General features: G+C 69.0%; 16 protein-coding genes. 7 read left to right on the top strand and 9 right to left on the bottom strand.

What is annotated here, in order from left to right:
• Positions 1-59 precede the first annotated feature (59 nt).
• Both ACQCO7_RS24135 and ACQCO7_RS24130 read left to right on the top strand, forming a co-directional pair.
• On the top strand, positions 60-779 hold the full coding sequence (locus tag ACQCO7_RS24135) for a Clp protease N-terminal domain-containing protein (protein ID WP_464073788.1): 720 nt from the start codon (positions 60-62) through the stop codon (positions 777-779).
• A 412-nt stretch (positions 780-1,191) separates the two neighbouring features.
• On the top strand, positions 1,192-2,889 hold the full coding sequence (locus tag ACQCO7_RS24130) for a bifunctional 3'-5' exonuclease/DNA polymerase (RefSeq protein ID WP_464073787.1): 1,698 nt from the start codon (positions 1,192-1,194) through the stop codon (positions 2,887-2,889).
• Between the two features lie 253 nt (positions 2,890-3,142).
• Here ACQCO7_RS24130 and ACQCO7_RS24125 read toward each other — a convergent pair whose 3' ends face one another.
• Positions 3,143-4,036, bottom strand: coding sequence for a glycosyltransferase family 2 protein (locus tag ACQCO7_RS24125; RefSeq protein ID WP_464073786.1), 894 nt, complete (start codon positions 4,034-4,036; stop codon positions 3,143-3,145).
• Between the two features lie 336 nt (positions 4,037-4,372).
• On the bottom strand, positions 4,373-4,831 hold the full coding sequence (locus ACQCO7_RS24120) for a hypothetical protein (RefSeq protein WP_464073785.1): 459 nt from the start codon (positions 4,829-4,831) through the stop codon (positions 4,373-4,375).
• 107 nt (positions 4,832-4,938) lie between these two features.
• Here ACQCO7_RS24120 and ACQCO7_RS24115 point away from each other — a divergent pair, with 107 nt between their 5' ends.
• A complete protein-coding gene (locus tag ACQCO7_RS24115) occupies positions 4,939-6,549 on the top strand; it encodes a translation initiation factor 2 (protein ID WP_464073784.1) in 1,611 nt (536 codons plus the stop codon).
• A gap of 55 nt (positions 6,550-6,604) precedes the next feature.
• Here the strand turns inward: ACQCO7_RS24115 and ACQCO7_RS24110 are convergent, their stop codons facing one another.
• On the bottom strand, positions 6,605-8,551 hold the full coding sequence (locus ACQCO7_RS24110) for a hypothetical protein (RefSeq protein WP_464073783.1): 1,947 nt from the start codon (positions 8,549-8,551) through the stop codon (positions 6,605-6,607).
• Between the two features lie 499 nt (positions 8,552-9,050).
• Between ACQCO7_RS24110 and ACQCO7_RS24105 the strand changes: the two genes are divergently transcribed.
• Positions 9,051-10,670, top strand: a complete 1,620-nt coding sequence (locus tag ACQCO7_RS24105; RefSeq protein ID WP_464073782.1) for a serine/threonine protein kinase — start codon at positions 9,051-9,053, stop codon at positions 10,668-10,670.
• Positions 10,671-10,862: 192 nt separating this feature from the next.
• Here ACQCO7_RS24105 and ACQCO7_RS24100 read toward each other — a convergent pair whose 3' ends face one another.
• Positions 10,863-11,690: an oxidoreductase gene (locus ACQCO7_RS24100; protein WP_464073781.1), complete on the bottom strand. Its 828-nt coding sequence runs from the start codon at positions 11,688-11,690 to the stop codon at positions 10,863-10,865.
• A gap of 191 nt (positions 11,691-11,881) precedes the next feature.
• Here ACQCO7_RS24100 and ACQCO7_RS24095 point away from each other — a divergent pair, with 191 nt between their 5' ends.
• From ACQCO7_RS24095 to ACQCO7_RS24085, 3 genes are all read left to right on the top strand, one after another.
• Positions 11,882-12,460, top strand: coding sequence for a TetR/AcrR family transcriptional regulator (locus ACQCO7_RS24095; RefSeq protein ID WP_464077280.1), 579 nt, complete (start codon positions 11,882-11,884; stop codon positions 12,458-12,460).
• 387 nt (positions 12,461-12,847) lie between these two features.
• On the top strand, positions 12,848-13,867 hold the full coding sequence (locus ACQCO7_RS24090) for a hypothetical protein (protein WP_363167469.1): 1,020 nt from the start codon (positions 12,848-12,850) through the stop codon (positions 13,865-13,867).
• Positions 13,868-13,924: 57 nt separating this feature from the next.
• The gene (locus tag ACQCO7_RS24085; RefSeq protein ID WP_464073780.1) at positions 13,925-15,763 is read left to right on the top strand and encodes a DNA phosphorothioation-associated putative methyltransferase; all 1,839 of its coding nucleotides are present in this window, start codon (positions 13,925-13,927) and stop codon (positions 15,761-15,763) included.
• Positions 15,764-15,934: 171 nt separating this feature from the next.
• Here the strand turns inward: ACQCO7_RS24085 and ACQCO7_RS24080 are convergent, their stop codons facing one another.
• The 5 genes from ACQCO7_RS24080 to ACQCO7_RS24060 all read right to left on the bottom strand — a co-directional run bounded on the left by ACQCO7_RS24080 (position 15,935) and on the right by ACQCO7_RS24060 (position 25,309).
• A complete protein-coding gene (locus ACQCO7_RS24080; protein WP_464073779.1) occupies positions 15,935-20,197 on the bottom strand; it encodes a hypothetical protein in 4,263 nt (1,420 codons plus the stop codon).
• A 9-nt stretch (positions 20,198-20,206) separates the two neighbouring features.
• Positions 20,207-21,700 carry a lipase/acyltransferase domain-containing protein gene (locus tag ACQCO7_RS24075; protein WP_464073778.1) on the bottom strand — a complete coding sequence of 498 codons (1,494 nt, stop codon included), beginning with the start codon at positions 21,698-21,700 and terminating at the stop codon, positions 20,207-20,209.
• 384 nt (positions 21,701-22,084) lie between these two features.
• Positions 22,085-22,516, bottom strand: coding sequence for a hypothetical protein (locus ACQCO7_RS24070; RefSeq protein WP_464073777.1), 432 nt, complete (start codon positions 22,514-22,516; stop codon positions 22,085-22,087).
• A gap of 103 nt (positions 22,517-22,619) precedes the next feature.
• On the bottom strand, positions 22,620-23,843 hold the full coding sequence (locus tag ACQCO7_RS24065) for an ISAs1 family transposase (RefSeq protein ID WP_464073776.1): 1,224 nt from the start codon (positions 23,841-23,843) through the stop codon (positions 22,620-22,622).
• Positions 23,844-24,154: 311 nt separating this feature from the next.
• Positions 24,155-25,309 carry an ISAs1 family transposase gene (locus ACQCO7_RS24060; RefSeq protein ID WP_464073775.1) on the bottom strand — a complete coding sequence of 385 codons (1,155 nt, stop codon included), beginning with the start codon at positions 25,307-25,309 and terminating at the stop codon, positions 24,155-24,157.
• Between the last annotated feature and the right edge of the window lie 446 nt (positions 25,310-25,755).

The raw sequence follows: 25,755 nt of genomic DNA, 5'->3' as shown, positions 1-25,755 counted from the left end.
TGGCTCACTGTTGTCAACCCGAGGTTGACAGTGTAGAGGTGTCAACTTACGGTTGACACATGTCCGAGCCCGAGCACATCACGTCATCCGTCCGTCTCGACGACCTCATCGACGCCATCAAGAAGGTCCACCCCGAACCCCTCGACCAGCTCCAGGACGCCGTCCTCGCCGGCGAGCACCTCGGGGACGTCGCGGACCACCTCATCGGCCACTTCGTCGACCAGGCACGCCGCTCCGGCGCGTCCTGGACCGACATCGGCCGCAGCATGGGCGTCACCCGCCAGGCCGCCCAGAAACGCTTCGTCCCCAAGGACTCCGAGGACCTGGACATCGACTTCGCCCGCTTCACGCCCCGCGCGCGCAACGTCCTGGTCGCGGCGGACACGGAGGCGAAGAACGCGGGCTCGGTGGAGACACTGCCCGCGCACATCACCCTCGGCCTGCTCTCCGAGCCGGAGGCGATCGCCGCGAAGGCGCTGGCCGCGCAGGGCACGTCCCTGGCGGCCGTCCGCGAGGCCGCCACCGCGACGCTCCCGGCGTCCGCCGAGTCCCCCGACCTCATGCCGTACAGCGCGGCCGGCAAGAAGGTCCTCGAACTCACCTTCCGTGAGGCCCTGCGCCTGGGCCACAACTACATCGGCACGGAACACATCCTGCTGGCGCTGCTGGAGCACGAGAACGGCGCGGGCCCCCTCAGTGGACTGGGCGTCACGAAGCCGGGGGTGGAGGGGTTCGTGGCGGAGGCGCTGGCGACGGTGACGATCCAGAAGAAGGGGTGACCGGAGGGGCGGCCCGGGACGAGGCGGGCCGGTTCGGGGCGGTCCGGAGCCGCTGAGGGCGGGAACGCCGGAGACGGCTGTCGCGGCAAGCTCGCTGGTCAGGCTGGTGGCCTCCGCCTTGAGGTACTCGCCGACGGCCCGGCGTCGGCGAGGGCTTACGCACCGGCTTACTCGGCACGGGCGAGAGCCATGGCGCAGCCTTCCTCGGGCGCGGGCCGCCTCGGGCCCCGGTCACCTCGGGCACTTGCCCCCTCAGGACACGCGGCCCCCTCCGCGCCCAGCGACGGCCCTCCGACCTCGCGCCCCTCGACAGAGCGCCGCCCAGACCTCCACCCCACTCACCCGATGCCCCCTTTTCTCCCGTTACCACCCATTTCACGGCGTTGTCAGTGCCGCCTGCGACACTCGGCGTATGAGTGATCGCTGGGTTCTGGTGCCGGGCGAGGGAGGTGGCGTGGAGGTCGCCCCCCTCGGGGGTGACGGCGTGCTGGCGGGGGACGTCGTGCGGGAGGCGAGTGTGGGGGAGGCCGTGCGGAAGCGGGGGGACGTGGGGCGGTGGGTGTGGCGGAGCAGCGCGGAGGTGTACGCGGGGATCGTCGCCGCGGGCGCGCGCGTGGAGCGGTGTTACGACGTGGAGGTCGCCGAGAACCTGCTGCTGGGGCACGAGGGGAGGTTCGGGGCGCCGAAGTCGGCGTGGGCCGCGCTCGCGCGCTTGCGGGGGACCGCCGTACCCGCCGACCCGCCCGTGCGGGCCGTCGAGCCGGGCGGGCAGCCCTCCCTGTTCGAGCCGGGCGAGGCCCGCGCGCGGCTCTCGGTCGGGGAGCTCGTGGAGGTGTACCGGGACCAGATGCGCCGCCACGACCTGGCGGAGCACCCCGCGCGGATGCGCCTGCTGACGGCGGCGGAGTCGGCGGGGACGCTCGTCGCGACCGAGATGAACGCGGCGGGGCTGCCCTGGCGCGCGGACGTCCACCGCGGCGTCCTGGGCGAACTGCTCGGCGAGCGGTACGCGGGCGGCGGCGAGCCCCGCCGCCTCGCCGAACTCGCGGACCAGGTCTCGGCCGCGTTCGGCAGGCGCGTACGGCCCGACCTCCCCGCCGACGTCGTGAAGGCGTTCGCGCAGGCCGGGATCAAGGTGAAGTCGACCCGCCGGTGGGAGATCGAGACGCTCGACCACCCGGCCGTGGCCCCGCTGATCGAGTACAAGAAGCTGTACCGCATCTGGGTGGCGCACGGCTGGGGCTGGCTCCAGGACTGGGTCCGCGACGGCCGCTTCCGTCCGGAGTTCCTCGCGGGCGGCACGGTCACGGGGCGCTGGGTGACGAACGGCGGGGGCGCGCTCCAGATCCCGAAGGTGATCCGGCGCGCGGTCGTCGCGGACCCCGGCTGGCGGCTCGTCGTCGCGGACGCGGACCAGATGGAGCCGAGGATCCTCGCCGCGATCTCCCGCGACCCCGGGCTGATGGAGGTCGCCGGCCGGGCGAGCGACCTGTACCAGGAGGTGTCCGACCGCGCCTTCTCCGGCGACCGGGGCCAGGCCAAACTCGCCGTCCTCGGCGCGGTGTACGGCCAGACCTCCGGCGACGGCCTCAAGAACCTCGCGGCCCTGCGCCGCCGCTTCCCGCGCGCGGTGGAGTACGTAGACGAGGCGGCCCGCGCGGGCGAGGAGGGCCGGCTGGTGCGCACGTGGCTGGGCCGTACGTGCCCGCCCCCGGCGAGCGGCGAGAACGCCGAGGACTCCGAGAACGCCGGGGACGAGGCGGGTATCCCCGTCGAGGAGTCCCCGTCGGCCTGGGTGCCGGGCTACGCCTCGACCAACGCCCGCGCGCGGGGCCGCTTCACCCGCAACTTCGTCGTCCAGGGCAGCGCGGCGGACTGGGCCCTCCTGCTGCTGGCCGCCCTTCGGCAGGCGTGCGCGGGGATGGCGGCGGAACTGGTCTTCTTCCAGCACGACGAGGTGATCGTGCACTGTCCGGAGGGCGAGGCGGAGGCGGTGGTGTCGGCGATCCGGGAGGCGTCGGTGCTGGCGGCCCGGCTGACGTTCGGGGAGACGCCGGTGAGGTTCCCGTTCAGCACGGCGGTGGTGGAGTGCTATGCGGACGCGAAGTGAGGGGGGAGGCGGGGCCGCGGGTGGACGGACGCCGGACAACCCGGCTCACCGAACGGCACTCGAAGGGCGAGGCGCGAACGACCGGGGATCGGATGGCTGGCGTTCGTGGAGCCGGGGCTCGGACGGCCCGAACACGCATGCCCCGGGCTCACGGAACCGGCGTCCAGGCAACCGGCATCCAGCCGACAGGCGTCCAGGCAACCGGCGTCCAGCCGACCGGCCTTCGGGTAATCGGCATCCAGCCGACCGGCGTTCAGATGATCGGCGGGCGCCCCAGCCGGGTCAGTTTCCACACCGTCCGCCACTGCATCGGCCGCCGTGGCCCCGCCGGCTCGCGGACGCCCTCCGCGAAGCCCGCGAACCACGCGCGCAGGCCCGCGAGGGAGCGGGTGCGCAGGAGGGTGACCGCGAGCCAGATGCCGAGGTGGACGGGGATCAGCGGGAGGGGGAGGTTGCGGCGGACCAGCCAGACGCGGTTGCGGGCGGTGACCCGGTAGTAGATCGCGTGCCGCGCGGGGGACGTCTTGGGGTGCTGGAGGAGCAGCTCGGGGGCGTAGAGGATCTTCCAGCCCGCGTCGGTCGCCCGCCACGCGAGGTCCGTCTCCTCGTGCGCGAAGAAGAACTCGGCGGGCCAGTCGCCGGTCCGCGCGAGCATCCGCATGCTGAGGGCGTGCCCGCCGCCGAGGAACCCGGTGACGTACCCGCCGTCCATGGGGTCCGGATTCCCCGGGCGCGGGACGTGCCGACGGGCCGTCTCCCCGTGCTCGTCCGCGATGCGGAAGCCGACGATGCCCAGCTCGTCGTCCGCGGCGAACAGGTCCCGTACGCCGCGCAGGGTGTCGGGGTCGGGCAGCAGGCCGTCGTCGTCGAGATCCACGACGACGTCCACGTCACCGAACTCCCGCAGCCGCGCCAGCGCCTCGTTGCGGCCACCCGGACAGCCCAGGTTCTCGTCCAGCTCGATCAGCGTGACCTCACCCGGAAGAGCGAGCCGGTCCGTGAACTCCGGCAGCCGGCAGCCGTTCCCCACGATCACGATCCGCGCGGGCGCCAGGCTCTGCTTCGCCACGGACTCCAGCAGGGCGTCGACCTCGTCCGGCCGGTTCCCCATCGTCACCACGGCAACCGCGATCCTCGGCTCCACCACGGCTGCACTCCCCTGTCCAACGTCCCTGTTCCCGGCCGGCCGGGCACCCATTCTCACCATCGGCGCCCACCGTTCACCAAGATGTTGCCTCAAGGGTGCGCGTTGTCGGACGAGCGGGTTGCTTTACCTCCTTTTTGCGCGGGTTTGGATCAAGGGCGGATTCGCGTACGGATCAGCGGGGGAATGGGGCGGGCCGCGCGGACGGGAAGCCGCTCCTGGACAGCGGGGCCCTGCCCGCACCGACCGGCCGGTCACGCCGGACAGCCGGTCCCCGCCGGACGCCCGCTCACGCCAGCCGCGCAGCCATCCGCAGCCCGCAGCCCCCTCCGGCCGCCCTCACCCCGTACCCCCCGAAGCCCCCCGAGCCGCCCCGATGAACGCCGACTTCGCCGCCTCCAGCTCGTCCGGCGACGCATGCCCGCGCAGGGCCCCGGCGATCGTCCGGGCCGCCTCCGCGACCGGCGGCGGGCCTTCGAGGAGGATCAGGCCGAGGGCCCGCTGGAACTGGGTCTCGTCCTCGGCGCCGCCCCGCCCCGTCCGCTCCGTGAGGATCCTCGCCTCCGCCGCCGCGAGGAACTCCGCGTAGACGCGGCGGCGTTCGGCGCGGGCGCGCTGCTCGGCGTCCGCGCGGACCGTGATCCGTACGGATTCCAGGAGCGCCTCGGCCTGGCGGTCCCCCGCGTGCCGCGCCGCCTCGGCCTGCCGGATGCCGGCGCCGCGGGCGTACCAACCGGTGACGATGCTGCCCGCGACCGCGGAACCCGCGGCTATCAGGGCGACTCCCCATTCGCTCATGCGGTCATCTTTCCCGATCTTCGCCCCGGAGGTGAGGGTTACGATCGACTCATGCCACCGTCCTCGCAGGCCCTCCGGAGCCCCTCCCCACCTGCGAGAACCCCGGCATGACGAGGGTGCTGTTCGCCGCGCGCTCCGCGGTCGCCCTGTACCGGCTCCTGGACGTCGTCCCGGTCTTCGCCGGCGACCCCAGGATCACGCGCTGCTTCACCCTCGTCCCCGGCTCGGACTTCGGCGTGGACGCGCTGGCCGTCGTCGACGCCCTGGGCGGCCGGACCGTCCCGTGGGAGCAGGCCCGCACGGAGGTGTACGAGCTTGTCGTCACCGCCAGCCCGAAGGGCGAGCTGGGCCAACTGAGCGGTACGCACGTGCTGTTGCCGCACGGCGCGGGGTTCAGCAAGACGATCCGCGAGGAGGGCTCGGCGGACTCGGCGTCGGGACTGGACCCGGTCTACCTGAGCCGCGCCCCGATCGCCCTGCACGCCATGGCCCACCCCGGCCAGGTCGCCCGCCTCGCCTCGGCCGCCCCGTACGCGGCCACGCGGGCCGGCGTCGTGGGCGACCCCACCCTCGAACGCCTCCTGGCCTCCCGCCCCTTGCGTGACCGCTACCGCGCGGCGCTCGGCACCGGCTCCCGCACCCTCCTCGCCCTGACCTCGACCTGGGGCCCGGAGTCCCTGCTGCGCCGCCACCCGGACCTCCCCGTCGCACTCACGGCCCAACTCCCGTACGACGAATACCAGTTGGCCCTGATAGTGCACCCCAACGAACACAGCCGCCTCAGCACCTACGACCTCACCGAACGCCTCTCCCCCGCCCTCGACGCGGGCATGGTCCTCGCCGCACCCCGCGAGAAGTGGGCGTCGACCCTGATCGCCGCCGACGCGCTGGTCACCGACCACGGCTCGACGGCCCTGTACTTCGCCTCCCTGGGAGACCGCCCGGTCCTCGCGGCGACGGACGGCGGCCCGGAACTGATCCCGGGCAGCCCCATGGACGTACTCCTGCGCGCGGTACCGGAGTTGAGCGCTGCGACGCTCCCGGACGCCCTCCGCGCCTACCGCCCCGGCGCCACCCGCCCAGCGACGGAAGCCGCGTTCGCCCACCAGGGCCACGCCCTGGACCGGCTGCGCGCCGAGCTGTACGCCCTCCTCGACCTCACCCCGCCCCCTTCGGCGCCCCCGGTCCGCCTCCTACCCGACCCCACCCCGTCCCTCCGTCTCCCCACGGCCTTCGACACCCACGCCGCCCTCACCCACACCGGCGTACGCATCACCCGCCACCCTGTCGGCCTCGGCCCGCCGGGCCACCACCTCGCGGCGGAACACGGCACGTCGAGCGAGCAACTCACCCGTTCCGCAGGGGTGTTGTACCGCCGCCCGCTCCCCGGCGCCCCGACCTGGACGTCCGACGGCTGGACCCGCCACGCCCTCGACGAGTACCCCGGCTGCCGCACCGCCGGGGTCGTCCACCCCACCGGCGAGGGCCTGTTGAGGTTCCGGGACCGCGAACTCCCGTACGCGGTACGGATCGAGCCGCACACCGAGGCCCCCGGCCGCATCACGTCCGTCGACCCGGCGGTCGCGGTGTCGGCGACGCACGTGTGGTCGAACGGCTGGGACGGTGCGCCGGCGGAGTTCACCTGCCTGGTGGGGGAACGGCAGTTCACGGTACGAGTACGAGGAGCGACCGAGGCCGAAGCCGCAACGCCCGTATGACCGGGCCCCTTTCAGCTGCGGGCCTTCACCGTGTGAGCCTTCGCCGTGCGGACTTTCACCCTGCGGACTTGGGGCCGATCCCGTTCTTCCGCCTGATGTCCTCCACGGCCTCCCGATGCCCGGCGGCCTCGGCCTCCCGCCCGGCAGCCGCCTCCAACTCCGCCAACGCCCCATGCACCCGCGCCTGTTCGGACTGGGACCCGCGCCGAAGGGCCCGCTCCAACGCCCCCTCGTACAACTCCCGGGCCTCGTCGACCTCCCCGAGCCGCAGCACGACTCCCCCCAGGGCGAAGGAGATCCGCGCCACGATCCGCTCCCGCTTCTGCTCGACCGCCGCCGCGCGGGCCTCGGTCAGCAGCCCCCGGGCGACCTCCAACTCCCCCAGCCGCGCCCGGGCTTCACCGATCCGATAGGTCTGGAGCAGCACACCGTACGCGTTGGGCACAGCCGCATGGATGGCGAGCGACTTCTCGAACTCCCGTACAGCGGCGCCCCATTCGCCCCGGACCCCCAACAGCATCCCCCTGGACTCCGCGACGGATCCCCGGAGTCTGGCGTCCTCGTCCCCGAGCAGCCCCGCCGCCGCCTCGGCCGCGTCCAGCTCCCGCCCGGCCTCGTCGAGTCGCCCCGACTCCCAGAGCGGGCGCGCGAGTTGGAGCCGCGTCCGGACGATCCAGTCGGCCCGCGCCCCGTGCCGTACGGCGGAGTCGACGGCGAGCCGGAACACCTCGACGACGTCGGACTGGTGGGGATGGTCGAGCGCGTACGTCCAGACGGGCTCGGCGAGCGCGACCGCCTCGGCGTCCAACTCCCTTGCGTGCGCGAGCCGCAGACACGCGAAGAGGGCGTGCCGCTCGCCGTACAGCCAGCCGGCGTCGACCTCGGCGTCCGGCGTGTCCGGCAGCGCCGGGAAGGTGTCACCGACGGTCAACCGCGGCCCGGCGACGAGGAGATCGGCCCGCTGGGCCTGCCGTACGTACCACCGCAGGACCCGCACCCGCCCGGCGTCGGTCTCTTCGCCGTCCGCGCGGCCCCGGCGCAGCGCGTGCGCGTGCAGCGGCCCGGGGAACCGCAGGCTCGTGCCCGCGTCGAGGTTCAGCAGGCCCGCCCGGTGGAGCTCCTCCAGCGCGGCGTGGCACGCGTCCTCGCCGAGGCCGAGCAGCGCGGTCGCGGAGGCCGGCGTGAAGGTGGGGCCGGGGTGGTGGGGCAGCAGGCGGTACAGGAGGGACGCGGGGTGCGAGAGTCCGCCGTACGCCGTGTCCCAGACGCGCTCGACGCCGGGTACGCCCTTCTCGTCCCACTCGCCGCGCAGTTCGGGGAGCAGGCGGGCGAGCGGGCGCAGGCGGTGCGCGCGGATCCAGCGGCCCGCGACGTGCAGCGCGGTGGGCAGGCCGTCGCAGAGGTGGACGAGGGCCCGTACGGACTCGGGGTCCTCGGCCAACCTCGGGTCCCTGGCGACGAGTTCGAGCAGTTCCGTCGCCGCGTCCTCGTCCAGCGGGGGCAGCGCGAGGTCGAGGGCGGCGCCGTCCTCCAGGCCGTACAGCGGGCCGGGGCTCGCGACGAGGACGGCACTCGCGCCGGACGCGGGCAGGAGGGGGACGACCTCCGAGGCGTACCGGGCGTTGTCGAGGAGCAGCACGAACTTCTTGTCCGCCGTGAGGTTCCAGTACTGGCGGCAGCGCGCCTTGAACTGCGGTTCCACCAGGGCGGGTTCGACATCGAACGAGCGCAGCAGCTGGGCGAGGACGTCGCCGGGGTCGAGGGTGCCGCCCACGCGGTGGTCGTCGAGGTCGACGGCGAGGACCCCGTCCGGATACCGGTCCAGCACGGTCCGCGCGACCAGCCGCGCCAACTCGGTCTTCCCCAGCCCCGCCGGCCCACTGAACGCCACCACCAGCGGCCGACCGCTCCCCCGCCACTCCTCCACCGCCCTCACCACACGCTCCCGTTCCCGATACCGGTTCACGAAGTGCACGGGCTCCGGCGGAAGTTCGACCCTCATGCGACGCCTCTCGGTTCCTGTCGGGTGGGGTCCATTGTCGCGTGCGGCGGCCGACAGAGGTGCATCCTTCCCACGACAGGCGGAGACCGCGAACGAGCCGGGGCGTCCGTCCGTGTCCCGCGGAACGACGTAGGGATCGGGTGACGGGCGAGTGTCCCGCGACGCACGAAGCTCCTGTGCCGTTGAGATCGGCACATCCGTCGGCACCGCCCACGCATACGTCACCACCGCCGTCGGCCACCCTCCGCACCACAGCGCCCAGCGACATGGGACAAGTTCCGGGGAAACGAGGTCGCGTTCGCCCCCGGAACCGCATGCCTCCCGCGGACGTCCCCACCGGGGAAATGGGGCCGAGGCGGTGAGGGCCACCGTAGGATCGCCCCCATCGACCGGCGACGCGCTCCTCAACAGGAGTTCAGCGCACGGGCGTTGAGCAGAAGAGGCCGGTGCGACCCGAGCCTGCCGGACGGCGGCTCCCCGAACTGATGAGGAAATCACGGTGTCCGACGAAGGACGGCTGATCGCCGGCCGGTACCGCGTCCTCGACCGCATCGGGCGTGGCGGGATGGCCACGGTGTGGCGGGCGCGGGACGAGTCGCTCGCGCGAGTCGTCGCCGTGAAGCAGTTGCACCCGCAGCCGCATCTCGACGAGAGCGATCTGGCGACGCTGTACGAGCGGACTCGGCGGGAGGCACGCAGCGCGGCGCGGATCAGCCATCCGAACGTCGTCGTCGTGCACGACGTCGTGGACGACGAGGGCCGCCCGGTCATCGTCATGGAGTACGTCCCGTCCGTCACCCTCGCCGAACTGGTCGCCGCGAAGGGCCCGCTCGCACCGTCCGACGCCGCCAGGATCGGCGTAGGCGTGCTGGCGGCGTTGCGCGCGGCGCACGGTGCGGGGGTGCTGCACCGGGATGTGAAGCCGGCGAACGTGCTGCTCACCGAGGGGGGCCGGGTCGTCCTCACCGACTTCGGGATCGCCCAGGCCGTCGAGGCTCCCGGGCTCACCAGGACCGGTCAGCTCGTCGGTTCCGTCGACTTCATGGCTCCCGAGCGGCTGGTGGGCGCGGCTCCCGGTCCCGAGGCGGATCTGTGGGCGCTCGGTGCGACGCTGTTCCAGGCCGTGGACGGACGGTCGCCGTTCCTGCGGCGGTCGGTGACGGAGACGATGTACGCCATCGCGATGGAGCCGCCGCCGGAGGTGCGGGACGCCGGAGGTCTTACGCCGCTGATACGGGGGTTGCTCGCACCGAAGCCGGAGGACCGGCTCTCGGGGGAGGAGGCCGAGCGGTTGCTGTCGGCCGCGGCGGAGGACCGTACGCCTGTGGGGTCCGCCTCCGCCCCAACTCAGGTGCCTCCCGATCCCGGCCCCCCTCAGCTGAACGTCACCACCGGCCTCGGCTCCCCCGCTCCTCGCGAGGACCGCTCCAGGCGCCGCACCCTCCTGCTGGCCGTGACAGCCGTCGTCGTCGCACTCGCCACGGCCGCCTTGGTCCTCACTCTCGCCCAGGACCCGGAGAACGCGACGGCCGATCCGCTCCCCGGCGGCGGGACGGCCCCGTCCTCGTCCTCGTCGCCGTCCCCGTTGTCCCCGTCCCCCACCGTCTCACCGTCCGACTCCGCGTCTCCCGCCCCGTCACCGAGCCGCGCCCCGTCCGCGCCCCCCTCCGCCACGGGCGGGCGGCAGGACTCCACCCGCGAGAACAAGGCCACCGCCCCCGCCCCGGACACCGGCTCCCCTTCCCCCAGTGCTCCCGGCCGCACGCTGGTCGTCGCCGCCTCAGGCAAATGCCTCAGCAGCGGCCCGGGCACCGAGGGCCTCCAGCTCTTCCAGTCCGTCTGCGACGGTTCCGCCTCCCAGCGCTGGCAGTTCACCGACGGAACGGCCCGCGCCGCCGGCAAGTGCATGACCGTGGCCGGCGGTTCCTCCGAGGACCGCACCGAGATCCAGCTCTCCACCTGCACCGGTTCCGCGAGCCAGCGCTTCCGTCTCACCGGTACGCAGCTCGTCGCCGCCCAGTCCGCGAAGTGCGTCGACATCTTCGGCGGCGCGAGCGGGACGGGAGCTGTGCTGTGGGAGTGCAACGGGCGGGACAACCAGACGTGGACGGCGTCCTGATCGGCGCGAGGCCCGGGTCGAGGACGTCCCCGAGGCCACCGGCTTCCCGCCGATCCGCCTTCACGACCCGCCACGGCGCCACGCTCGCCGCCCATGCCGCCTGAGTCCGGTCCGCCGGAAAGGCGTCACGGCCGGCTCCGGCCTGCCGGCAGCAGTACGACTGCCGAGCGTGATTCTCGCGGCGTCCCGGCGTCACGAAGTATGCGCGAGTGTCAGCCTGTTGAACTTCCGGATCTGCCGGTCGAAGACTCGCGCGGGAGCCACACGGCGCAGCAGGCTGAGGCGTCGGGCGAGCGGTCCCGCGGTGGTGCGCAGCCGCGGCCTGCGCGTGGTGGCCGCCGTGACGACGGCCCGGGCGACGACGGCGGGGGCGTCGCCGCCGGTGACCGCCCCGGCGATCACCTCGTCGACGGTGCGCCGCTGCTCCGCGTAGACCGGCAGCGGGGTGTCGGGCCGCACGAGGTTGCCCTCGAACGCGGTACTGGTCCCGCCGGGCTCGACGAGCAGCACCCGTACGCCGTGTTCGCGGACCTCGTGGTCCACGGACTCGGAGTACCCCTCGACCGCGTGCTTGGACGCGATGTAGGCGGCCATGAAGGGCTGGGGGACGAACCCGCAGATCGACGACAGGTTGATGATGCGGCCACGGCCCTGGGCGCGCATGTGCGGCAGGACGGCCTTCGTCATACGGACGACGCCGAGGACGTTGACGTCGAGGACGTGCCGGTGCTGCGCCAGGGAGCTCTCCTCGGTGGCGCCCGACGAGCCGATGCCGGCGTTGTTGACCAGGACGTCGATGCGGCCGAACCGGTCGATGACCTGCCGGACCAGCGTGGCGACCGAGTCGTCGCTGCTCACGTCGAGGTCGAGGAAGGTCACACCGGCGCGAGGGGCGACCTTCGCGGTGTTCCGGCTGGTTCCGATCACCTCGAACCCCGCTTCGACGAGGGCGAGGGCGGTGGCTTCTCCGATGCCGGAGGACGCGCCTGTCACGAGCGCTACGGGTCGTTTCGTGTCCATCACGGGCTCCTGAGGTTTCGGTCAGGTCCGCAGCGCTGCGCGTCTCTCTCCGACGCTCTACCGATAGCTGCACCTTCAGAGTGGCCATTATCGAGTTATCTGCAACTCTCATGTCGCATTTTATGGAAGAGGTGCAGCTCAGGAGTACCTTCTTCCAGGAAGCGGGCGTCGACGACGGGATGGGAGACGCCATGGGGCGAGCTCTGCGGGCTGATGCCGAACGCAGCGTGCGCGCGATTCTGGAGGCGGCCGAGAGAGTGCTCGCCGAGGACCCCGGCGCGCCGATGGAACAGATCGCCGAGGCCGCGGGCCTGGCCAGGACGACGGTGCACCGCCGGTTCGCGAACCGGCAGGCCCTCGTCGAGGCGCTGGCCGCGTCCGCGAAGCAGCAGCTCACCGACGCCATCGACGACGCCCACCTGGACACCGCTCCCCCACTGGTCGCCCTGCACCGCGCCACCGCGAACACGCTGCGCGTCAAAGGCGCCTGGCGGTTCACCCTCGGCAATCCCCTGACCCGGAACGACACCGCCGAGAACGTCTGGACCGAGATCAACGCCCGGTCCCTCACCTTCCTCGCCCGGGCCCAGCGAGAGGGCCTCCTGGCCCCCGAGGCCGACCTGGAGTGGACCCGCCGCGTCTACTACGCCCTCATCGGCGAGGCCCTGCACGGCCCCGACGCCCACGAGAACCCGGACGCCCAGAACCCGGACGCGCTGGCCACACGCATCGTCAACACACTGCTGCATGGCGCGGAACGACGCGCCTGACCCTCACGCACGACACTCAAACAGAAAGCCCAGGTCACAAAGGATGTGACCTGGGCTTGATCTGAGCCGCCTTCGGGATTCGAACCCGAGACCTACGCATTACGAGACCGATAGGGGCCGTGCCGGGTTGTGCTGCGCGGTCGTTCCAGATCCCATTTTCCCAGATCAGAGCACATGTCGCGGTCCAACTGTTCGCATCCCGTGCTACACGGTCCAAAGGCGTCCGCGCTCCCCTTGCGCTCCCCACCGCCCAACGACGCGGCACGCTTGCGCGAACAGCCCATCGTCGGCAACATGCTGGCACAGTTTGTCGAGATCGCACAGGCGAGACAACCTCTGCTGTAACGCTGTTGGTCAACTGCACCGCTTGCTGACAAGCTGAACTCCGTGACTGCCAGCGACTTCTACTCCGACCGCCTAGGCCAGGGCAAGCCTCGTGTCAGCGAGGAGGTTTCTCCAGCAGCCTGGGGAGGAGTCGTCGCGCTGATTCGTCGATTGATCGGCAACGGCTTTCTAGCCTGCGACTTTCCCGCGTACGACTGCTCGGACGACCGTTCTGGCCACAGCGTCGTCACCGGCGTGGACAACGCGATGTTCATTTCTTCGCTCCTGGCCCATGTCCCGGATCTGTCCAACCTCTCAGCAGGCGCGAACGCGGAAGTAGGGGACCCTTTTGGCATCAGTACCCTGAGCGGAGGCCCGCAGCCTCAGATCGACGACCTGTTGAACCCGAGACGGTCGCCGGGCACGGTCACAGCGCTGGACGTGATCGACTTCGTGGCCCGCCACATCGAGAAGCCGTCCCGGACCACGAATCACCCTTGGAACGGCGACCATCCCCACTACTTCTTCGGCTCCAGGAAGCGACTTGACGATCGGAGGCCGGGGCAAGACCAGTTTCAGAAAGACATCGACCTGCTCTTCGCCAGGAACGGAATCGCGTTCACTTTGGGCGAGGACTTTCGGGTTCAGCGGCTCGGCCCACCCGAGGCACGACCGCTGATCACAGACTTCCGGCCCGCCACCGGAGACGAGGACCTCGACGCCAAACTCACCGACGCGCTGGTCCTCTTCGTCTCCAGAGATCCACGCGATCGACGCAACGCGGTCGAGAAGCTCTGGGACGGATTCGAACGGCTCAAGACCCTGGAGCTCGGTGGCGGCAGCAGCAAGAAGGCATCAGCCAGTCAGCTGCTCGATCGGGCCGCCTGCGGCTCCGAGCCGTACCGCGAGATTCTGAACTCGGAATTCAAGATGTTGACAGAAACCGGCAACAGTTTCACCATCCGGCATCACGAGCACGGCCAGGCTGAACTGCCTAACGACGCAGCTGTCGACTATCTCTTCGTACGACTCGCTTCGGTTCTCTCATACGTTCTGCGGGCAACCAACCGCATGGCCTCCTGACCCTGTCTGCCACACCGCAAGTCCACGTCGTCAGTGCCTTAGCAAGGCGCACCGTACATGCATGTCATCGCGGTCGACCTTACCTACCGAGTCGCCATTTTCCTTTCGCAACGTCTTATCGGCATAGCGGAGCGGGATAACGGCGGCGGTACGGTCAACGATCACCGTGGGAGACTGCATAGCGCCACTGACAACCAGAATCCGACCCGCAGCGTCATAACCGCAGTTCGGACGATGCGTAGTGCCGTCAATACGCAGCACCGGAAGGCTCGGCCTGCCGTCACGGGGGGGATGGAGCGACAGGCCGAACAGGCATCGACCGTGCCACACCGGCCGCGGCACGGTGCCTCCATCGCTCGTTTCGGCCCTCATCGGTTGGATCTCCACGGAGCGGCAAAGGCATACGGTTCAATGCTGCTGTACGTCGATCTGCCCCTCGACTCATGGGAAGCGCCGATGACACTGCAGTCGTGGAGTAGCCATCGGCATCGGACTGCCATCGGAAGAGTGGGGCTCTCCGCTCCCGCTCGTCAGGCCGTGATGGACCTGCAGATGGCCGATGGCACTCAGGTCCTGGACTACGGTTGTGGCCGCGGCGGCGACGTTCGTGCTCTTGAGCACCTCGGTCTCGATGTCTCCGGCTGGGACCCAGTCCACCGCCCCAACGGGGAACTCAGGCCCTCCGACATCGTGCTCCTCACGTATGTTCTCAACGTCATCGAGAGACCTGAAGAACGGCACGCGACCCTGGCAAAGGCATGGGAGCACACAAAAGCCGCTCTCGTCGTTTCCGCTCGGCTTCGTTGGGAACGGAACCAGATCAAGGGCACAGAGTATGGCGACGGCATCCTCACCAGCCGCAACACCTTCCAGCACCTCTTCGCTGCAAGTGAGCTTCGCGACTTCGTCCAGGATGTGACCGGAGTCCGCTGCCTCTCAGCCGCTCCCGGCATCGTCTATGCCTTCAAAAGTGACGAAGCGCGCCTCGCGTATCTCGCCCGACAGATCACGCCTGACGCCACCTGGCTAGCTTCCGAGGACACCGCGTCCGCGATCGCTGCCGTCGTGGATCACCTGGAGCAGCGCGGTCGACTTCCGCACTTGGAAGAGACGCCACAACCCGTCATGGAACTTCTTCGCCATATGCGGCCACAGGAGCTCAAGAGGCTTGCCGAGCAGGCCGCCGACCCTTCGGCGGTCGAGTCTGGCGCGAAGAACTCAGCTCTCGACACTCTGCTCTTCCTTGCGGTCGAACTTTTCCATGGCCGCGGTCCGGCGAGCAGCCTCCCGGTTCCTGTTCAACTCGACATTCGGGCCTTCTTCTCTTCCTACACAGAAGCATGCAAACGCGCGGACCGACTCTTGTACAAGCTTCGCGATGATGCGTACGTCCGCCGCGCCATGACCGGGTCAGTTGCTGGCAAGTTCACCGCGACCGCGCTCTACGTGCACCGCCGGGCGGTGCATCGGATCCCAACCGTGCTCCGTTTGTACGAGCAATGCGCCAGCATCGCCGCGGGCCGTCCGGCCGAATGGTCCGTCGTCAAGCTACGTCACCAGGGACGCGGAGCCAGCTGGCTCGACTACCCAGCATTCGATGCAGATCCCCATCCCCGTTTGGCCTCGTCGTACAGCGTTGACCTGCAGAACCTGAAGTCGTCCTTCATGTCCTACGCAGATTCAGCCAACCGTCCGCTGCTCCACCGCAAGCATGAGTTTCTCGCGCCGGACGACCCCGATGTACCGAAGTATCAACGTCTTACCGATGCCGAGGTTAGAGCCGGTCTCTACGAGGAACCACACCTCATCGGCAACGAGGAGGGTTGGGAGCGAGCACTTGCCCGCTGCGGCCGGGCCCTGCGGGGACACCGGCTCATCCGACGTCCTGGTAGCTGAGGGATGGTCGGTCGTGACCGCTGCACCCCCGCTGCTTCCCCTGGCTTTCGCGGGCTCTCGGACCAAGGCAGGTGGACGACCGGGCTTATGTAGGGCGTCCTGTTCACGGTCTACCCCGTGGCAAGCAGATGTGAATGGCCGCAATCGCCGGCCACTCGATCGAGCTCAGCGTCACGTCGAAGGATCGCTCCCTCCGTGCCATCTAGTCATCAGGGCTCCGTCTGGTCCCACCAGAGCGAGGCTTCCGTCGACACTAGCGAGGCCAAGCACGTGGACAGTCAGCGGGAGAACCGAGCTCGTTGAAGTTTCCAGGTCCCAGATCCGTACTATCCCGTTGCTGCTAGTGGCGAGCAGGGTGCGGCCATCGGCCGCGAGAAATGCCACCACTGCAACCACTGCGCCGCTCTGGCCAGGCAGCGGTTCACCGACCTCAGTGCCGGTCAGCGGATCCCAGATCCGCACCAACCCGTCGCCGCCGCCGGTAGCTAGCAAAGTACGGCCGTCGGGCGCGGGAAACGCCACCAACGCGAAGACCTCGTCCCTGTGGCTGGGCAGCGGTTCACCGACCATGGTGCCGGTTAGCGGATCCCAGATCCGCACCATCCCATCGCCGCAGCCTGCGGCAAGCAGCGTACGGTCGTCCAAGGCAGGGAAGGCCGCCACGGCGAACACCCCGCCGACGTGGCCGGCCAGCGGTTCACCGACCATGGTGCCGGTTAGCGGATCCCAGATCCGCACCATCCCGTCCAGGCCGCCGGTAGCAAGCAGGGTGCGGCCGTCGGGTGCGGGGAACACCACCATCGCGAACACCCCGTCGACGTGGCCGGCCAGCGGTCCACCGAAGGGAGCACCAGTCAGCGGATCCCAGATCCGCACCAACCCGTCGCCGCCGCCAGTGGCAATAAGGGTATGACCGTTCGGCGCGGGAAACGCCGCCACCACGACCACCCCACCGCTGTGGACGCGCAGCGGTGTACCGTCAGAAATCCCGGTCGCAGAATCCCAGATCCGCACCGTGCCATTGTTGCCGCCGGTAGCGAGCAGAGTTCGGCCATCCGGCGCGGGGAACGCCACCACCGTGCCCACCCCTCCGACGTAGCCAGACCCGGGTTCGCCGACTGTGCTGGTCAGCGGATCCCAGATCCGCACCGTCCCGTCGATTCCCCCGGTAGCGATTAGGGTGCGGCCAGCCAGCGCGGGAAACGCCACCACCGTACGCACTCCGCCGGTGTGGCCGCGCAGCGGTTCACCAACCTCAGTGCCGGTCAGCGGATCCCAGATCCGCACCAACCCGTCGTCACTGCCGGTAGCAAGCAAAGTGCGGCCATCCGTCGCAAGAAATGCCACCACCGTACGCACTCCGCCGGTGTGGCCGCGCAGCGGTTCACCAACCTCAGCACCAGCCACCGGATCCCAGATCCGCACCGCACCATCGTCGCCGCCGGTAGCAAGCAAAGTGCGACCATCCAGCACGGGAAACGCCACCACCGCAAGCACTCCACGAGTGTGACCACGCAGCGGTTCACCAACCTCAGCACCAGCCACCGGATCCCAGATCCGCACCGTCCCGTCATTACCGCCGGCAGCGAGCAGAGTGCGTCCGTCGGGCGCGGGCGCGCGAAACGCCACCACCCCACGAACTCCACGAGTGTGACCACGCAGCGGTTCACCAACCTCAGCACCAGCCACCGGATCCCAGATCCGCACCGTCCCGTCATTACCGCCGGCAGCGAGCAGAGTGCGTCCGTCGGGCGCGGGCGCGCGAAACGCCACCACCCCACGAACTCCACGAGTGTGACCACGCAGCGGTTCACCAACCTCAGCACCAGCCACCGGATCCCAGATCCGCACCGTCCCGTCATTGCCGCCGGCAGCGAGCAAGGTACGGCCGTCCGGCATGGGAAACGCCACCACCGCAAACACCCCACCGATGTGACCACGCAACGGTTCACCGAAAGCAGTGCCAGTCAGAGGATCCCAGATCCGGACGGCACCGTCGTCGCCGCCGGCAGCGAGCAAGGTATGGCCGTCCGGCATGGGAAACGCCACCACCGCCCGCACCCCACGAGTGTGACCACGCAGAGTCAGGTGCAGAGGGTTGGTGTTGAGTCGAGCCCAGGTGACTGACCAGGTGGGAAGGGTGTCGTCCGGCTCACCCTGTGACCGGTCGAAGGATCCGGTGGTTTGTGCGGTGGCGACTTCTCGGAGGCCACGGCGATCGCCTTGACTGTTCGTGACGGCCATATGCTGCGAGGCCACCGCCCCGGCGATGGCTGGTGGGAGGGTAACTCGTCCGAAGGCGTGAGTCATGACCTGGCTGGTGATGCTAGTGGAATCAAGACGGTCCAGCACACGGGTGTGTTGTGCGAGATATTCCCATGCCGGAAGTTGTCCTTGAGCCGCGTGAGCGGGTAGATGATAGATGACATAGGGGTTGAGTTCTGCTTTGGGCAGGCGCAAGTCACCATCGCAGGTCAGGGCTTCCGTGATCTGTTGGTGGAGGTTCTCACGCTTCTCTCCAGTTGAGTTGAAATACTCGATAAAGGTTCGATGGGCGAGCCGGTAGACGGTCTGCCCAGCCTCGGCGTCGAGCATGAGATAGGGCGCCGCATCTACGGTCAGGTCATGAATTACCTCGTCGTTAATCGTCACACCCATAGGAGCCACAGCAGTGGCAAGCGTCGCCCAGATTCCGTCCCGGAGTGACAACCCACGTCCTTGCGCAAGCGCCAAGGCATGGAGTAGGGGTCGAAAAGCTGGGTTACGCATCGAGAGCCTCTGCGCCGCGCGAGCAAACAGTTGTCTGTGGCTGCTGTTGCGCAGGGATGTCAAGTCGTCGAGGAGGTTCGAGTCATGGATAACCTCGTGTACAGCCAAGCGGGCATAGAGGAATTCCCGGCCACTGTCACCGAGTTCGGACGCTGCCATTGTGATCTGTTGGGATGACGCCGTGAGCCTGCCGAGTTTCTCTGCCGTCTCCAGTTTGCGGCGGACGTAGCGAACCATCGCTAGTGAATCGCGGTTAACGCTCACTACCGACTTTGCGAGGTCGGAGTCCGCGCCGTTCATGTCGAGTGCGTCAAGGAGGTCCCTGTCCACTTGCGGCGGGAGATCGGGCCCTTCCTTGGTAGAACGGCGCGTACCGATTACAACTCGCGTGCCAGGGACTTCGGCGAGACGACGGATGATCTGGTCGGCGATCACCAGCGGCGCGTGGGCCTCGTCAAGCGCGTCCAGCAAAACCCCGAAGGGCAGCGCGCGTTGTGCTAGCCCGTCGAGAAGCCACTCGATCTGCTCGTTCAGGAGCAGATCACGCGGTATCTCCCTGAGCTGAGCAGCGAGCGCGATGCGTGCGATCAGTTCTTGGGGGGTGGCACCGGATAAGTGGATGACAGCGTCGAAAGGATCGCTGGGACAGGGGACTCCCGCTGGGAGCGGTTGGAGGTGGCCGGTGCGGAGGAGGATGCTCCTAAGCTTGGGGCGGGTGTGGAGCAGGATGTGCCCCAAAAGCGCGGACTTACCTGAACCTGCGGTGCCAGTAACCACCAACATTCCGTCGGCACCGGTGTCAAGCCAACGCAGGATGGTGTCGCGCTCCTCTTCGCGCCCCTCGAAGTACCAAGCGAGTTCGCCGAGTTCAGCACCCGTTGCCTTGGGGATGAAGTGACGTTGCTCGTCTGGCGGCAGCTGGTCGATGACCGCCTGGATCTCGGCGAGCACGTCGAGCGTTGTTGTGACTGCTCCGGCCGCTGCAGGGACAATCCTATGGAGCAGAGCTCGTCCCATTTTAGTGTGGGGCACGACCGGGCAACCGCGGAGATTCCGTTGGAGTTCATCGCCGAGGGCCCGTAGATCAATGGTGCTGTCTGCCGCGAAAGTAGTGCCGAGGACAGTCTCCAAGGCGTGACGGAAGGCACCAAGGTTCGCGTTCCCGTCCTCGGAGGTCGACACGAGCAGGAAGTTGCGCGGACCGTTGCTCTTCAGCAACGCACGGGCGCTGAGGAGCTCAACAAAGCGGCCTGACTTACAGGCATCGATGACCACGATGGCCCATGTGCCTTCTGCATCCGGGTGGTTCTGCCGAGCCGTCAGATACCCGAGGAGATCATCCGGTGAGATGCCGCTGTGGATAAGCGGGTGCGGACTGCCAGCGTGGGCGAGGAGGGCCATGTCCTCGCCGTCGCTCTCGCCATGGCTAATCCAATAGAGGAAGGTGTTGCCATTGCTGGATGGGGTGGCCCATTCGCTCAGACGTTCCTGAACAGCGTCGGCGGTGCGTTCGCTCCCGATGACTTTCCAAGGGCTCGGACAGGGCGCAAAGGCGGCGAGGGCCGCAGTGACGGCCTTGACTTCCTCAGCTGTATGCAAGGGCTGGTGGTATTTGTAGTCGCTAATGTCGACTACGAAAAACTCCAGCGGAGGGGGTGTCGGCATCAGGCGGCCTCAGCCCAAGTCCTCTGGCGCAAGGGCCAGGACCAGCTGGGTCACCGGGGCACTGCCGCCAGCGTCCAGGCGCACACGGTACAGGCCTATGTCCGACAGAGTGATCTGGGCGACCAGTTCGCCGTCGCGGCCCGATAGTTGCGGTCGAGCAATCGATCTGCCTGTCGCGACGTCCTCGACGCGACAGGTCACCCCCGCTGGCGAGGGTCGACCGGTTACCCGCAGCATCCATGGTTGCTCGGCCATCACTCCCTCCTCGGGCAGGATCAAACCCAGATCGCCACTGCCCATTGGGGCCCCGAGGTGTTCGTCATGCTCGGTCAGCACTGCGTGGACGTAGCGGAGTGCTGTGCTGTTCTTGGCCAGGGCTCCGTGCTGAACTGGCAGATAGGTCGTGGAGTTGGGCGTGCTGGTCGATGCCGCGTCGCGGTAGACGGTGCCGTCGCCTGTCCTGTCTTGCCGGATCGGCACACCGTCGGCGTCCCGCCTCAGCAATCCGTCGCCGTGCGCCCGGAAGGCTTCGTACTGGGCATGAACGATGCCGTTGTCAATACGCAGGCTCTGGACCGTGGGCTGGGCGATGCCGATCACAGCCCGGTGCCCAGGCAGTCCCGGGGCAGTTGTGCGGATGCGCTCCTGGAACTCCAGCGCACGGGCCGCCAGTTCCTTACTGCCTCCGATCGCTTCGACGATCTCGGGCGAGAGCCGCGCGATCTCCAATCTCTCGTCGAGGCAACGATAGCTGGGCAACAGGTCATGCACGCCCGGCAACGTGGCCGCCAGTGCCTGCATCCGTCGCGGCGGGAGAGCCGGCAAGGGCTTGGCTCGGTCGCCATTGAGGATGACCACGGCCTGGGCGGCACCGAGGAAGGGCGTGCCTAGGCTGATGACAGCGCGCGTATCAGGGATGAGGTCGGGCTCGCGGGCCAAGGCCGCGCGTGTAAGCAGACCGCCCATCGAGTGCGCCACAAAGACGAGACGCGGGGGACGGTCCTCGCATAGAGCCCGAAGATTGGCGCTTGCCTCGACTTGGAGGCACCACTGCAGAAGATGCTTTCGGGCCGCTGCCGCCAGCAACGCCCCGTTGTGCTCGACTGGCAAGCGCCAGTCATACGGGAAAGCCAGCACCGCTTCCGGGGCGGCAGCGGCCTCCGTGATGGTCCCCAGCAAGTCCGAGTACGGCTCGATTCCCCGCAGGAAGGGGGCCCAGGCAGGCCGGGTCAGCAGACGAGTGGCGGACACTCTGCCGGTTCTGCCCTCCAGCTCCTCTTCCGTGGCATGGAGACCCTGCAGGCCGTCCCCACGCCGCCATGCCCGTTCCAACACCCGGACGTCCAGCCCCCACAGCGGGTTTCCCGTCTTGGCATCTCGTAGTTCACTGCCCATGATTCCAGGGACGACGATCACCGCATCCTGGGTGACATCTGGACTCACCGACGGCCGCGGGCTCCACACGCGTTCGCTCCCCGACTGGGAACCCTGCCAACTACTCATGGTCAATAACCATATCGACCATGAGTAGCGGGGAGGGTGCGATCGACTGGACTGGGCCAGTGGGGAACCAGCGCAGGACCAACTCGTAGACGCCGAGGCACGGTTCAAGTACCGGGCATAGCGCCGTAGGATGACGCTTCGCCTTACTTTCGGAAGAGGAACCGATCAGACTCTGCAGCAGGTGTGCCCCCGGCCACAGTTCGATGTCCGAAGATTTTGCTCGCGATCGGATTGACATCCGGCCAGCGAGGCTCAGCCATGGTCGGCCGTTTGGCATCCTCAACCGGCTGGAGTCCGGTCGAACGCCGTTGGTCCTACCCTGGCGCGCCTTGCGAGTGAAGCGGCCGTATGACGTGAGCACGGTCACCTGTCATGCGCAGCCATTCAAGTCATGCACCAGCCTGAATCGCAACCGCCGCCGCCACCTTCATCGTCGGGCCACGATTCAGCTTGATCGGCCGGTATAGCGTCCGCGAGGGGCAAGCCGAAGCGGGTGAGGTAGGCCGCGTCCCTGCCGATGGCCTCACGGCGCACGTTCAAGACCGCTTCGAGCTGAACTGACTTGGCGAACAGCTCTGGTTCATTCCTACGTTGCTGCTTCCAGGCTTCGACGGTCCGAAACGGACAGAAGAAGCAGGCACTCTTGGGTGGGACGGGCAGCCCGGCTTCCGCAATTATGTGCTCGCAGTCGGATCTGCGCAGACCGAGATCGAGCAGTGGGTACTCGATCTCCTCGTATGGCTCTTTTCTACGTCTGTTGGCGCGATGAATCTCGTCGAGCGAGATCCCGATGCCGACAGTCGCTGGATCCCGCACGGTGGCTCCGTGTTCCCGAAGCCACCGCCCGATGACCTTGATCTTGAAATCTGCTGTACAGGACCTACGGCCCGGTGCCCCATTGGCCATGCGCAGGGCGGCTTCAAGTTCCTGGTAGGAGTGGGCTGTCGGTGATGCCCCAGATCCAGAGGGCGTGTTCGGGTGCGTCCCGGATCGCTCGGGTGGTCTTGGCGATGTTGTCGGCTCCCAGCAGCCGCAGCCTGCCGATGGCCAGGTTCCGCAGAGCGGCCATTGCCCGCGGTGCGTTGCCGGTGTGGACGGTGGAGGCGTCCTCGGCGAACACCACATCTCTGACGTGGTGGCTGGAATTTTCGATTCCCCAGTGCCCGCGCACATATCCGCCCAGGTCAGCGGGGCTGGCCTGGTGGGTATCGAGGCTGGTGACGGCGTAGACCGTCTCCCGGGTCTGCCGCTTGCCGCTCTCCTGACGGCGCCGGTGGATGCGCAGGGCCAGCCGCGCTTCGGGGAAGGCGATCCCGCCCAGGTTCGCCGCGATGGCCATGGTCTTGACCGAGCGGGACTCCCGCCGCCCGTGCCCGGCCTGGGAGACGGTGTGCGCTACGGGCACCTGTTCCCACGGCAGGGCTTTGAGCTGGGCCGACGCGGTCGGCTGGTTTCCCTTGACCACCGCGATGTAGTGGGCCTTCTTCTCCTGCACCAGCCAGCGCACCTGGTCCTTGACGCTGTGCAGGGCGTCGAAGGTGACCACGGCTCCGGCCAGATCGAGTGGTTGAAGCAGCAGGCGGAAGGCGGCCGTCTCGCCTGTCTTGGCCCCCACCTCCCGCTGGGCCAGGGTGACGGTGGGGGCGTGGGTGACGGCGGACAGCAGGTGCCGGTGACGCTGCTGCCGGTGCGCGGAGCCGGACAGCGCCTTGCCGTCCACCGCGACCGCCGGCCGCGGCGCCGAGCCGGTGGCACCGACGCCGGTGTGGTCACGTTCGGCGAGGTAGGCGCCGATCGCGGCGTCCAGGGCATCGCCGTCGAGGGCGGCCAGGAGCCGGGTGAAGGTGGCGTGGGACGGGGCGCGGCGACGTCCGGGCAGGTGGCGGCGGATGCCGAGCAGCTCCAGCACCGTGATCGTGGCGCGCTGTCCCCACTCGGTGATCTCGGTGATGGTCCGGGCGCCGGAGACGACTGCGCAGGCACAGATCAGCAGCAGGCCGACCAGGGGATACCACCGTCCGCGACGTGAACGCGGGTCGGGTACGCGCTGGAGGTGGGCGCGCAGGCGGCCGGTGTCGTGCTGGTAAAGGGGACCCAGTTTCGCCAGAACGGCAGGGACCGGGGAGGATGGAGCGGCAGGCACGGGACCTCGAAGTGATCAGCTGGCGTAGACACCCTGATGATCACCGGTCTCGTGCCTGTGCTGTTGCCACGTCAACTCCCGCTGGACGCGGACGATCTACGCGATCCCGGAACTTGCAACCGCCCTGGGCCATGCGCACGGGAATGGGGATCGAGCGCGTATCCGGACGGTTGAGCCGCTGCCAGAGGGTCTCCGTGGCGCCATCGCGCCGGCGACGATGCAGCTGCTGGAGGTCGAGGCCGGCGCCTGCGGCGTATGGCACTGCGACGTCACGGATCAGGGTCCCTTGCATGATCGAGGTCTGTCCGGATTCATCCGGTGATGCCGAGGGCGGCCAGGGGCCTTCGCCAGTCGCGAGCGGTGTGGCGTAGGGCGGCGGCGATGTTGGTGTGGCCGTCCTGGCGGTGGACGCCGATGGCGAGGTTGCGCAGGCCGGCCATGATGCGCGGGAGATGGCCGGCATGGATCTTGGAGTCGTCCTCGCGGAACGTGCGGTCGCGGACGTGGTGCAGAAGATTTTCGATCTTCCAGTGCCCTCTGATCCAGTCGGCGAGCTGGGCGCCGGTAGCCGCGCCGGGCGGCAGGCTGGTGATCAGGTGGACGCGCTCGATGGTGAGCTTGCCGGTGGTGAAGTCCTTCCTCCAGCGCACGACTTGCAGGGCCTGGCGTGCGTCGGGGTAGTCGAGGTGGGTGAAGCCGGCGGTCTTCAGCCGCCGGATCTCCAGGCGGTGGTGGGCCCGGGTGCGGTCGTGGTGGTCGAGCGTGATCTCGCGCCAGGGCAGGCGGCGGACGCGGTGGAAGAGGCCGGGATGGTTGGCCTTGACCTGGGCGATGTAGTGGGCACCGCGCTCGCGGAGGTAGGTGCCGTGGGCGTGCTGGGTGTGCAGCGCGTCGGCGGTGATGACCGTGCCGGTCAGGTCGACGCTGTCCAGCAGGGGCCGGAAGGCGGGGATCTCGTTGCTCTTGCCGGCGACCTGGCGCTGGGCCAGGACGTGACCGGTGTGGTCCATCGCGGCGAGCAGGGTGACGTGCCCGGTGGCGTGGGTGCGCGAGCCGCGCAGGGCCTTGCCGTCGACAGCGATCGCCCGCAGTCCGGGGCCGGCCGGGGTGGCTCGGGCGGTGAGGAAGGCGCCGATCGCCCGGTCCAGGGCGTCGCCGTCGAGCTGGACGAGCAGACGGCGCAGGGTGTGGGGGTGCGGGACGGACACGGTGCCGGAGAGCGGGTCGGTGGGGAAGCCGAGAACCCGGCAGGCCCACGCGGGGACGTCGCCGATCCATTCCGTGATCGCGGTGAGCGAGCGGGCACCGGCCAGGACACTCGCCGCGGCCGCGGCGACCAGGGCGGACAACCGGTACCGGCGGCCACGGACGCCTCGCGGGTCGGGCACCAGATCCAGGAAACCGGACAGTGCGACCGCGTCCGCCAGCGGGATGGGCGCGGCAGTCCGGCCCAGTTGGGCCAGCACGGTGGGTATGGGAGAAGATGCAGGAGCAGGCACGGACTCGCCAGGTGTTCATGGGACTTCGACACTCACATGATCACTGAGACCGTGCCTGCACTGCGTCCGCCCCCGCCCGAACCGGGATGTCCCCTCCAAGGGCGGGCCAGCACGACACTCCGGACGAAACGTGATCACGCAACGGCCCCTGCGTCACGGATATACGCCAAGGTCGAGGGGTGCTCGCTATCGTCCCCGACGTTGGCGAACAGGAAAGTCGAGTAGTCAATGTGCCCTTGGGCAGCGAGGACGAGGAGGGCCGTCGACTGAACGCCGCCCCCGAAGGAGATGACTCTCAAGTAGTCGCGTCCCCGTTTCGGACCCTCTCCATCGGAGGCAGAGGCGACGGGTGATCGGTCAGGCGGGCGTTCGCATTGGGGCATGACAGGGAGACTCCTGGGGGCGCTTGATCG

It is taken from the genome of Streptomyces saintjeani, assembly GCF_055409605.1.
Note: the sequence above shows the minus strand (reverse complement) of the source record. Positions and strands in the feature narration are given on the sequence as shown.

Excerpts from the sequence above, each read along its gene's own strand:
- ACQCO7_RS24130 (WP_464073787.1), top strand. The coding sequence starts at position 1,192 with ATGAGTGATCGCTGGGTTCTGGTGCCGGGCGAGGGAGGTGGCGTGGAG.
- ACQCO7_RS24115 (WP_464073784.1), top strand. The coding sequence starts at position 4,939 with ATGACGAGGGTGCTGTTCGCCGCGCGCTCCGCGGTCGCCCTGTACCGG.
- ACQCO7_RS24120 (WP_464073785.1), bottom strand. The coding sequence starts at position 4,831 with ATGAGCGAATGGGGAGTCGCCCTGATAGCCGCGGGTTCCGCGGTCGCG.
- ACQCO7_RS24085 (WP_464073780.1), top strand. The coding sequence starts at position 13,925 with ATGCATGTCATCGCGGTCGACCTTACCTACCGAGTCGCCATTTTCCTT.
- ACQCO7_RS24100 (WP_464073781.1), bottom strand. The coding sequence starts at position 11,690 with ATGGACACGAAACGACCCGTAGCGCTCGTGACAGGCGCGTCCTCCGGC.
- ACQCO7_RS24080 (WP_464073779.1), bottom strand. The coding sequence starts at position 20,197 with ATGCCGACACCCCCTCCGCTGGAGTTTTTCGTAGTCGACATTAGCGAC.
- ACQCO7_RS24075 (WP_464073778.1), bottom strand. The coding sequence starts at position 21,700 with ATGAGTAGTTGGCAGGGTTCCCAGTCGGGGAGCGAACGCGTGTGGAGC.
- ACQCO7_RS24135 (WP_464073788.1), top strand. The coding sequence starts at position 60 with ATGTCCGAGCCCGAGCACATCACGTCATCCGTCCGTCTCGACGACCTC.
- ACQCO7_RS24095 (WP_464077280.1), top strand. The coding sequence starts at position 11,882 with ATGGGGCGAGCTCTGCGGGCTGATGCCGAACGCAGCGTGCGCGCGATT.
- ACQCO7_RS24110 (WP_464073783.1), bottom strand. The coding sequence starts at position 8,551 with ATGAGGGTCGAACTTCCGCCGGAGCCCGTGCACTTCGTGAACCGGTAT.